The 9,402-nt window shown below is 71.0% G+C and carries 8 protein-coding genes; all 8 read right to left on the bottom strand.

The window, feature by feature from the left end; all coding sequences use genetic code 11:
- Positions 1-44: 44 nt before the first annotated feature.
- On the bottom strand, positions 45-1,262 hold the full coding sequence (ftsZ, locus tag NS331_RS24145; RefSeq protein WP_058644469.1) for a cell division protein FtsZ: 1,218 nt from the start codon (positions 1,260-1,262) through the stop codon (positions 45-47).
- A gap of 184 nt (positions 1,263-1,446) precedes the next feature.
- A complete protein-coding gene (gene ftsA / locus NS331_RS24140) occupies positions 1,447-2,676 on the bottom strand; it encodes a cell division protein FtsA (protein ID WP_058644466.1) in 1,230 nt (409 codons plus the stop codon).
- A gap of 64 nt (positions 2,677-2,740) precedes the next feature.
- Positions 2,741-3,544 carry a cell division protein FtsQ/DivIB gene (locus tag NS331_RS24135; RefSeq protein WP_058644465.1) on the bottom strand — a complete coding sequence of 268 codons (804 nt, stop codon included), beginning with the start codon at positions 3,542-3,544 and terminating at the stop codon, positions 2,741-2,743.
- Positions 3,545-3,547: 3 nt separating this feature from the next.
- Positions 3,548-4,549, bottom strand: coding sequence for a D-alanine--D-alanine ligase (locus NS331_RS24130; RefSeq protein ID WP_242873874.1), 1,002 nt, complete (start codon positions 4,547-4,549; stop codon positions 3,548-3,550).
- Entirely contained in the window at positions 4,546-5,961 is a 1,416-nt protein-coding gene (gene murC / locus NS331_RS24125) for a UDP-N-acetylmuramate--L-alanine ligase (RefSeq protein ID WP_058644464.1), read from the bottom strand. The genes NS331_RS24130 and murC overlap by 4 nt, the downstream gene beginning before the upstream one ends.
- The gene (gene murG / locus NS331_RS24120; RefSeq protein ID WP_058644463.1) at positions 5,958-7,028 is read right to left on the bottom strand and encodes an undecaprenyldiphospho-muramoylpentapeptide beta-N-acetylglucosaminyltransferase; all 1,071 of its coding nucleotides are present in this window, start codon (positions 7,026-7,028) and stop codon (positions 5,958-5,960) included. Before murG ends, murC begins: the two co-directional genes overlap by 4 nt.
- The gene (gene ftsW, locus NS331_RS24115; protein ID WP_193758197.1) at positions 7,025-8,329 is read right to left on the bottom strand and encodes a putative lipid II flippase FtsW; all 1,305 of its coding nucleotides are present in this window, start codon (positions 8,327-8,329) and stop codon (positions 7,025-7,027) included. The genes murG and ftsW overlap by 4 nt, the downstream gene beginning before the upstream one ends.
- A partial coding sequence (gene murD / locus NS331_RS24110) for a UDP-N-acetylmuramoyl-L-alanine--D-glutamate ligase (protein WP_153013022.1) occupies positions 8,326-9,402 on the bottom strand: 1,077 nt, incomplete at its 5' end. The genes ftsW and murD, both read right to left, overlap by 4 nt.

The following is a 9,402-nucleotide window of genomic DNA, read 5'->3' as shown; positions in this document are numbered from 1 at the left end:
AAGCGCAGGCGCAAGATCGGGGCGCGCAGTAGCCGTATGCCCCATCAATCAGCTTGGCGGCGGAGGAAGGCAGGGATCTCGAAGTCGTCCATGCCCCCCGAAGACAGCGCATCCACCTTGGCGGCGGCCATCGTCCGGTTGGTCCGCCACACGCTCGGCACCGCCATGCCGTCGTACTTGGCCTGGCCGCTGGCACCGGTGGCGCCACCCGCCAGCGCGCCGCCCAGCGTCGGCACCTGGTAGGCCACGTTGTCCGTGCCGGTGCGGATGACCTGCAGCTCGGGCTGGCCACGGCCCATGGCGGGACGCGACAGGCCGGTGGCGACCACGGTGACGCGCATGTTGTCGCCCAGGCTCTCGTCGTAGGCGGCGCCGTAGATGACGTTGGCTTCGGGCGAGGCGTAGGCGCGGATGGTGTTCATCGCCAGCTTCGATTCCGACAGCTTCAGCGAGGCCTTGGAGGCCGTCACCAGCACCAGCACGCCCTTGGCGCCGGACAGGTCGATGCCCTCCAGCAGCGGGCAGGCCACGGCCTGCTCGGCGGCGATGCGGGCGCGGTCCGGGCCGCTGGCCGAGGCGGTGCCCATCATGGCCTTGCCGGGCTCGCCCATCACGGTGCGCACGTCTTCGAAGTCGACGTTCACGCCGCCGTACTCGTTGATGATTTCCGAGATGCCGCCCACGGCGTTCTTCAGCACGTCGTTGGCATGCGCGAAGGCCTCGGCCTGCGTCACCTCGTCGCCCAGCACCTCGAGCAGCTTCTCGTTCAGGATGACGATCAGCGAATCGACGTTGGCTTCGAGCTCGGTCAGGCCCGACTCGGCATTGTTCATGCGCTTGCCGCCTTCCCAGTCGAAGGGCTTGGTGACCACGCCGACGGTCAGGATGCCCATCTCCTTGGCCACGCGGGCGATTACGGGGGCCGCGCCGGTGCCAGTGCCGCCGCCCATGCCGGCGGTGATGAACAGCATGTGGGCGCCGTCGATGGCGGTGCGGATCTCGTCCACCGCCGCCTCGGCCGCCTCGCGGCCCTTGTCCGGCTTGCCGCCGGCGCCCAGGCCGTTGCCGCCCAGCTGGATCAGCTTGGGCGCGCCGCAGCGGTTGAGGGCCTGGGCGTCGGTGTTGGCGCAGACGAACTGCACGCCCTGCACGCCGCGCTCCATCATGTGGGTGACGGCGTTGCCGCCGCCGCCGCCGACGCCGATCACCTTGATCTGCGTGCCTTGGTTGAACTCTTCGACTTCGATCATTTCGATGGGCATCATGAACTCCTGGATTCCTGCGATTGCTGCTTGACTGACGGTGTTGTGGTGGGGATCGGTGCCGGGACGCGGCGGGGTCGGGACGATGCGGCCGATGCGGCATCGCCCCCCGAGGGCGGCGGCCCGGTACGCCGCCATCGCTCGTTGAAATGGATGAGGGGGGATTGCGGTGCGGCGAACTGCATCAGAAATTCCCGACGATGAAATCCTTGAAGCGGCCGAAGGCCGTCTTCACCGAGCCGTTCTTCTGCGCGACCTTGTAGCCGCGCAGGCGGGCGTGGCGCGCCTCTTCGAGCAGGCCCATGACGGTGGCGGCGCGCGGCTGGGCCACCATGTCCGACAGCGCGCTGGCGTACTTGGGAATGCCGCGGCGCACCGGCTTGAGGAAGATGTCCTCGCCCAGCTCGACCATGCCCGGCATGACGGCGCTGCCGCCGGTGAGCACCACGCCGGACGAGAGCACTTCCTCGTAGCCCGACTCGCGCACCACCTGCTGCACCAGCTGGAAGATCTCTTCCACGCGCGGCTCGATCACGCCGGCCAGCGCCTGCTTGCTCAGCATGCGCGGGCCGCGGTCGCCCAGGCCCGGCACCTCGACCTGCGTCTCCGGGTCGGCCAGCAGCTGCTTGGCGAAGCCGTTCTCGACCTTGATGTCCTCGGCGTCCTTGGTCGGCGTGCGCAGCGCCATGGCGATGTCGCTGGTGATCAGGTCGCCGGCGATCGGGATCACGGCCGTGTGCCGGATGGCGCCGTTGGTGAAGATGGCCACGTCGGTGGTGCCGGCGCCGATGTCCACCAGGCACACGCCCAGTTCGCGCTCGTCCTCGGTCAGCACCGCCAGGCTGGAGGCCAGCGGGTTCAGCATCAGCTGGTCCACCTCCAGGCCGCAGCGGCGCACGCACTTGATGATGTTCTCGGCCGCGCTCTGGGCGCCGGTCACGATGTGCACCTTGGCCTCCAGGCGCATGCCGCTCATGCCTATCGGCTCCTTCACGTCCTGGCCGTCGATCACGAATTCCTGCGGCTCCACCAGCAGCAGGCGCTGGTCGCTGGAGATGTTGATGGCGCGCGCCGTCTCCACCACGCGGGCGACGTCGGTGGTGCTGACCTCGCGGTCCTTCACGGCCACCATGCCGCTGGAGTTGATGCCGCGGATGTGGCTGCCGGTGATGCCGGTGTAGACGCGGCCGATCTTGCAGTCGGCCATCAGCTCCGCCTCTTTCAGCGCCTGCTGGATGCTCTGCACGGTGGCGTCGATGTTGACCACCACGCCGCGCTTGAGGCCGTTGGACGGCGCCACGCCCAGGCCGGCGAGCTTGAGCTCGCCGCCCGGCAGCACTTCGGCCACCACCGCCATCACCTTGGCGGTGCCGATGTCGAGTCCGACGACCAGGTCCTTGTAGTCTTTGGCCATGATGTGTGAGTGTTCCCTCGGGGCTCTCGTTCGTTCTGTCTGTCTGTCTGTGTGTCCGCCGGGCCTAGCGCCGCCGCGCCGCGGCCGCGGCAGCAGGGGCATCGGCCGAGACGGTGGTGACGCCGCGGATGCGCACCGCATAGGCGTCGGCATGGCGCAGGTCGGCGCTTTCGATGGATTCGATGCTGCGGCCGTACTGCGCGGCCACGTGGCGGGCACTGAGCAGGAAGCGCCGCACACGGGCCACCACTTCATCGGGCGTGCCGCGGCCGATCTCCACGGTGGCGCCGGAGTCCAGCACCGCCTGCCAGCCGCCGCGCGTGGACAGCCGCAGCTCGGTGAGACTCAGGCCGCTGCCGTCGAAGGCGGGCGCCAGCTCGCGGTACATGCCCAGCACCTGGCTGGCCTGGTCGTCCGGGCCCTCCAGCCGCGGCAGGTCGTCGCCGGCCTCGTCGGTGTTGGCCTCGAAGACCTCGCCGTAGGTGTTGATCATGCGGGACTCGTCCTCGGCGCCCCACAGCGCGGCCGGCACATGCTCGGTGAGCGTGGCGCGCAGCGCATTCGGGAACTCGCGCCGCACCACGGCCTTGCGCACCCACGGCACCGACTCGAAGGCGGCGCGGGCGCGCTGCAGGTCGACGGTGAAGAAGTTGCCGGCCAGCTTGGGCGCCACGTTGGCGCGCAGCGTGATCGGGTTGTTGTGCGCCACGTCGCCATCCACGCGGATCACGCCCAGCGGCAGGAAAGGCTGGCGCAGCACCCACCAGCCGCCGGCGGCGAGCAGCATCAGCCCGCACAGCGCGTACAGGACGGTCGCCGTGAGGTTCATGAGGCGCACGTCCAGCGGGACTGCGATGCCGTCGGCCATGGGTCAGGCACCTTCCTTCGGAACGGGCCTGGTGTCCAGCGCGGCCTGGGCCAGGATGCGCAGGCACAGCTGCTCGTAGCTGAGGCCGGCGGCGCGCGCGGCCATCGGCACCAGCGAATGGCCGGTCATGCCGGGCGACGTGTTCATCTCCAGCAGGAAGGGCTGGTGGTCGCGCGCACGCACCATGAAGTCGGCCCGGCCCCAGCCGCGGCAGCCCAGGCTGCGGTAGGCGGCGATGGCCAGCTGGCGCACCTGCGCCTCCAGCGCATCGGGCAGGCCGGCGGGGCAGTGGTACTTCACGTCGTCGGTGAAGTACTTGTTCTGGTAGTCGTAGGCGCCTTCGGGCGCGGCGATGCGGATCACCGGCAGCGCGACGGCGTCGGCGCCGGTGCCAAGCACCGCGCAGGTCAGTTCATCGCCGTCGATGAATTCCTCGCAGAGCACCTCGGGGTCGTAGCGCGCGGCCAGCTGCACGGCCGCCTGCATCTGCGAATAGCCCTGCACCTTGGTCACGCCGATGGACGAGCCCTCGTGCGGCGGCTTGACGATCAGCGGCAGGCCCAGGGTGTCGGGCACCTCGCGCACCCGCTCGCGCGCCTGGCCGTCGGCCTGCAGCAGCACGTGGCGCGGCGTGGGCAGGCCCTCGGCCAGCCACACGCGCTTGGTCATGGTCTTGTCCATGGCCACGCTGGAGGCCATGACGCCGGAGCCGGTGTAGGGAATGCCCAGCAGCTCGAGCGCGCCCTGCACCGTGCCGTCCTCGCCATGGCGGCCGTGCAGCGCGATGAAGCAGCGGTCAAAACCCTCGTGCCGCAGTTCGGCCAGCTCGCGCTCGGCGGGATCGAAGGCATGCGCGTCCACGCCCAGCGAACGCAGCGCCTGCAGCACGCCGGTGCCGGACATGAGCGACACCTCGCGCTCGGCCGAGCGGCCGCCGAAGAGCACGGCCACTTTGCCCATGGCGCCGGCGTCGGGCAAGGGCGGGAAGGCGAACTGCGGGTTCATGCAGGCTCTCCTTGGGACTGCGCGCGTTCCACCACCTGGCCGGCGACCGCGCCGATGGAGCCCGCGCCCATGCACAGCACCACGTCGCCGTCGCGGGCGTTGTCCAGCACGGCCTGCGGCAGCGCGCGGACGTCGTCGACAAACACCGGCTCGACCTTGCCGGCCACGCGCAGCGCGCGCGCCAGGCTGCGGCCGTCGGCGGCCACGATGGGGGCCTCGCCGGCGGCATAGACCTCGGTCAGCAGCACCGCGTCGGCGCCGCCCAGCACCTTGACGAAGTCCTCGAAGCAGTCGCGCGTGCGGGTGAAGCGGTGCGGCTGGAAGGCCAGCACCAGCCGCTGCCCCGGGAAAGCGCCGCGCGCGGCCGCGATGGTGGCGGCCATCTCCACGGGATGGTGGCCGTAGTCGTCGATCAGCGTGAAGCGCCCGCCGCCGGCAGCGGCCACCTCGCCGTAGCGCTGGAAGCGCCGGCCCACGCCCTTGAACTCGGCCAGGCCGCGCTGCACCGCCTCGTCGGGCAGGCCCAGCTCGACGGCGATCGCGATCACCGACAGCGCATTGCGCACGTTGTGCTCGCCCGGCAGGTTGAGCACCACCGGCAGGTCGGGCAGCACCACGCCGTTGCGGCGCTGGGCGGTGAAGTGCATCTGCGCGCCCACGGCACGAACGTCGATGGCGCGCACCTGCGCGTCCTCGCTGAAGCCGTAGCTGGTCACGGGGCAAGTCACCTGCGGCAGGATCTGGCGGATGGCCGGATCGTCGACGCACAGGATGGCCGTGCCGTAGAAGGGCATGCGGTGCAGGAAGTCGACGAAAGCCTTCTGCAGCCGGCCGAAGTCGTGGCCGTAGGTGTCCATGTGGTCGGCGTCGATGTTGGTGACGACCGCCATCACGGGCAGCAGGTTGAGGAAGGAGGCGTCGGACTCGTCGGCCTCGACCACGATGTACTCGCCCTGGCCAAGCCGCGCATTGGCGCCGGCGCTGTTGAGCCGCCCGCCGATCACGAAGGTCGGGTCCAGCCCGGCCGTGGCCAGCACGCTGGCGGCCAGGCTGGTGGTGGTGGTCTTGCCGTGGGTACCGGCGATGGCGATGCCGCTGCGCAGGCGCATCAGCTCGGCCAGCATGAGGGCGCGCGGCACCACGGGAATCTTCTTCGCGCGGGCGGCGATCACCTCGGGGTTGTCGGCCTGCACGGCGGTGGAGGTCACGACCGCGTCGGCGCCCTCGATGTGGGCTGCGTCGTGGCCGACGAAGGTGCGCATGCCCAGGCCGGCCAGGCGGCGCAGCGTGGCGCTGTCGGCCAGGTCGGAGCCGGAGACGCCGTAGCCCAGGTTGAACAGCACCTCGGCGATGCCGCTCATGCCCGAGCCGCCCAGGCCGACGAAATGGATGTGACGGATCGCGTGCTTCATGGCTTGACCAGCTCCTCGCAGGCGAGGGCCACCTGGGCCACGGCATCGGTCTTGCGCATCGCGTGTGCGCGCTGCGCGCGCTCGAGCAGCTCGGCACGCGTCGTTTTCTGGATCAGGTCGGACAAGAGTTCAGGCGTCAGATCGGTCTGCTGCACCAGCCAGGCGCCGCCGGCGTCCGCCAGGAAGCGGGCGTTGGTGGTCTGGTGGTCATCGACCGCGAAGGGGAAGGGAACGAAGAGCGCGGCGGCACCGACCGCGGCGATCTCGGTCACGGTGCTGGCGCCGGCGCGCGCCACGATGAGGTCGGCCGCCGCGAAGGCCTCGGCCGTGTCGTCGATGAAGGGCACCAGCTCGGCCTCGACGCCGGCGGCGGCGTAGTTGGCGCGCAGCTCGTCGATCTGTTTCTCGCCGCTCTGGTGCAGCACGATGGGCCGCTCGGCCGGCGCGATGCGCGACAGCGCCTGCGGCACCACGGTGTTCAGTGCCTTGGCGCCCAGGCTGCCGCCCACCACCAGCAGCTTGAGCGGGCCGCTGCGGCCCTCGAAGCGCTCGGCCGGCGCGGCCTGCGACAGGAAGGGCTCACGCAGCGGGTTGCCCACCCAGGCCGCATTCGGCAGCACGTCGGGGAAGGCGCTGAAGCAGCGGTCGGCGATGCGTGCCAGCACGCGGTTGACCAGGCCGGCCACGGAGTTCTGCTCGTGCAGCACCAGCGGACGGCCGCGCAGCACGCCCATCATGCCGCCCGGAAAGCTGATGTAGCCGCCCAGGCCGACCACCACGTCGGGCTTGACGCGGCCCACGGCCTGGAAGCTCTGCCAGAAGGCGCGCAGCAGGCGCAGCGGCAGCAGCGCCAGCGTGAGCGGGCCCTTGCCGCGCACGCCGCCGAACCGGATCGGCTCGAAGGCGAAGCCGCGCGGCGGCACCAGGCGCTCTTCCATGCTGCCGGGCGCGCCCAGCCAGTGCACGCGCCAGCCGCGGGCGCGCAACTCTTCCGCCACGGCCAGGCCCGGGAAGATGTGGCCGCCGGTGCCGCCGGCCATGACGAGCGCGGTGCGGGCGCCGGTCATACGCGGCCTCCGCGCATCAGAACCCGGTTCTCATAATCGACGCGCAGCACCACCGCCAGCGCCACCACGTTCATCAGGATGGCCGAGCCGCCGAAGCTCATCAGCGGCAGCGTCAAGCCCTTGGTGGGCAGCGCGCCCAGGTTCACGCCCATGTTGATGAAGGTCTGGAAACCCATCCACACGCCCACGCCCTGCGCGGCCAGGCCGGCGAAGACGCGGTCCAGCGCGATGGCCTGGCGGCCGATGTGCATGATGCGGCGGGTGAGCCACAGGAAGAGCGCGATGGCCACCAGCACGCCGACCAGGCCCAGCTCCTCGCCGATCACGGCGAGCAGGAAGTCGGTGTGGGCCTCGGGCAGCCAGTGCAGCTTCTCGACGCTGCCGCCCAGGCCCACGCCGAAGATCTCGCCGCGGCCGATGGCGATCAGCGAATGCGAGAGCTGGTAGCCCTTGCCCAGCGCATGCTCCTCGCTGAACGGGTCCAGGTAGGCAAAGATGCGCTCGCGCCGCCAGGGGCTGGCCGCCACCATGGTGGCGAAGGCCACGACCACCAGCATGGCGATCAGGAAGAACATGCGCGCATTCACGCCGCCCAGGAACAGGATGCCCATGGCGATGATGGCGATCACCATGAAGGCGCCCATGTCGGGCTCGGCCAGCAGCAGCATGCCGACCACCACCACGGCCACGCCCATGGGCAGCACGGCGCGGAAGAAGCGCTCCTTGATCTCCATCTTGCGCACCATGTAGCTGGCCGCATAGAAGACCATGGCCAGCTTGGCCAGCTCCGACGGCTGGAAGCGCATGAAGCCCAGCGGCAGCCAGCGGCGCGCGCCGTTGACGTTGATGCCCACGTGCGGGATCAGCACGATCACCAGCAGCAGCAGCGCCACCACGAAGAGCCAGGGCGCCGTGCGCTCCCAGGTGCGCATCGGCACCTGGAAGGCCACCAGGCCCGCCACGAAGGCGAACACCAGCGAAATGGCGTGGCGGATCAGGTGGTAGGACTCGCTGTAGCCCGCGCGGTTGAAGCGCGGGTTGTCGCCCATGGCGATGGAGGCCGAGAACACCATCACCAGGCCCCACATGAGGAGCGCGATGGTGACCCACACCAGCGGCTGGTCGAAGCCGGCCACGCGCACCGGCGCGGCGCGGGTCTGCGCGATGTCGGCGCCGCCCAGGCGCACCGGCAGGTGCATGGGCAGGGCGTCCATGCCGCTCTTGGCGGCGCGGCGGAACCAGCCGAAGAAGCGGCTGCCGCCTTCGTTGGGCGTGGCGGCGGCGGGCATGCGGGCGCTCATTCGAAGGCCTCCTCGTCGGCCAGCGCATCGACCGCCTCGCGGAAGACGTCCGCCCGGTGCGCATAGTCGCGGAACATGTCGAGGCTGGCGCAGGCGGGCGACAGCAGCACGGCATCGCCGGGCTGGGCCTGGTCGGCGCACAGGCCGACGGCCTCGGGCAGCGTGGCGGCGGTGAGCAGCGGCACGCCGGTGTCGGCCAGCGCCTCGCCGATGGCGGCGCCGTCGCGGCCGATCAGCACCGCGGCGCGCACGTACTGGCGCACCAGCGGCGCCAGCGGCGAGAAGTCCTGGCCCTTGCCGTCGCCGCCCAGGATGACGACCAGCTTGCGCTCCAGCCCCAGGCCCTGCAGGGCGGCAGCGGTGGCGCCGACGTTGGTGCCCTTGCTGTCGTCGAAGTACTCGACCTCGTCCACGATGGCGATGGGCTCGACGCGGTGCGGCTCGCCGCGGTATTCGCGCAGGCCGTAGAGCATGGGCGCCAGCGCGCAGCCGGCGGCGCTGGCCAGCGCCAGGGCGGCCAGGGCATTGAGCGCGTTGTGCTGGCCGCGGATGCGCAGCGCATCCGCGGGCATCAGGCGCTGCAGGTGGATCTCTTCCTGCACGGCGGCGCCGCGGCGGCGCTTGAGGGTCTCGTCGGCCTCGTGGGCGCGCACCAGCCAGGCCAGGCCGTTGACGCGCTCGATGCCGAAGTCGCCCGGGCGCTGCGGCAGGTCGGCGCCGAAGGTCAGGTGGGCGCGCAGCAGCGGGCGCTGCAGCCGCGCCTTCACCGGCGGGGGCAGCATGCCCATCACGCGGACGTCGTCGCGGTTGAGCACCATCAGGCCGCTCTGGCCGAAGATGCGCGCCTTGGCGGCGGCGTAGGCGTCCATGCCGCCATGCCAGTCCAGGTGGTCCTGGGTGACGTTGAGCACCGTGGCGGCGGTGGGCTCGAAGCCCTGGACGCCGTCGAGCTGGAAGCTGGAGAGTTCGAGCACCCACACCTGCGGCAGGGCATCGGCGTCCATGCGCTCGGACAGGGTGTCCAGCAGCGAGGGGCCGATGTTGCCGGCCACGGCGACGGTCTTGCCGGCGCG

Origin of the sequence: Pseudacidovorax intermedius (assembly GCF_001476815.1) — a bacterium.
GTDB classification, from domain to species: domain Bacteria; phylum Pseudomonadota; class Gammaproteobacteria; order Burkholderiales; family Burkholderiaceae_C; genus Xenophilus; species Xenophilus intermedius_A.
Note: the sequence above shows the minus strand (reverse complement) of the source record. Positions and strands in the feature narration are given on the sequence as shown.

What these genes read in the sequence shown, in the direction of transcription:
- ftsZ (WP_058644469.1), bottom strand. Translation starts at nt 1,262, where the DNA reads ATGCCCATCGAAATGATCGAAGTCGAAGAGTTCAACCAAGGCACGCAG.
- ftsA (WP_058644466.1), bottom strand. Translation starts at nt 2,676, where the DNA reads ATGGCCAAAGACTACAAGGACCTGGTCGTCGGACTCGACATCGGCACC.
- NS331_RS24135 (WP_058644465.1), bottom strand. Translation starts at nt 3,544, where the DNA reads ATGGCCGACGGCATCGCAGTCCCGCTGGACGTGCGCCTCATGAACCTC.
- NS331_RS24130 (WP_242873874.1), bottom strand. Translation starts at nt 4,549, where the DNA reads ATGAACCCGCAGTTCGCCTTCCCGCCCTTGCCCGACGCCGGCGCCATG.
- murC (WP_058644464.1), bottom strand. Translation starts at nt 5,961, where the DNA reads ATGAAGCACGCGATCCGTCACATCCATTTCGTCGGCCTGGGCGGCTCG.
- murG (WP_058644463.1), bottom strand. Translation starts at nt 7,028, where the DNA reads ATGACCGGCGCCCGCACCGCGCTCGTCATGGCCGGCGGCACCGGCGGC.
- ftsW (WP_193758197.1), bottom strand. Translation starts at nt 8,329, where the DNA reads ATGAGCGCCCGCATGCCCGCCGCCGCCACGCCCAACGAAGGCGGCAGC.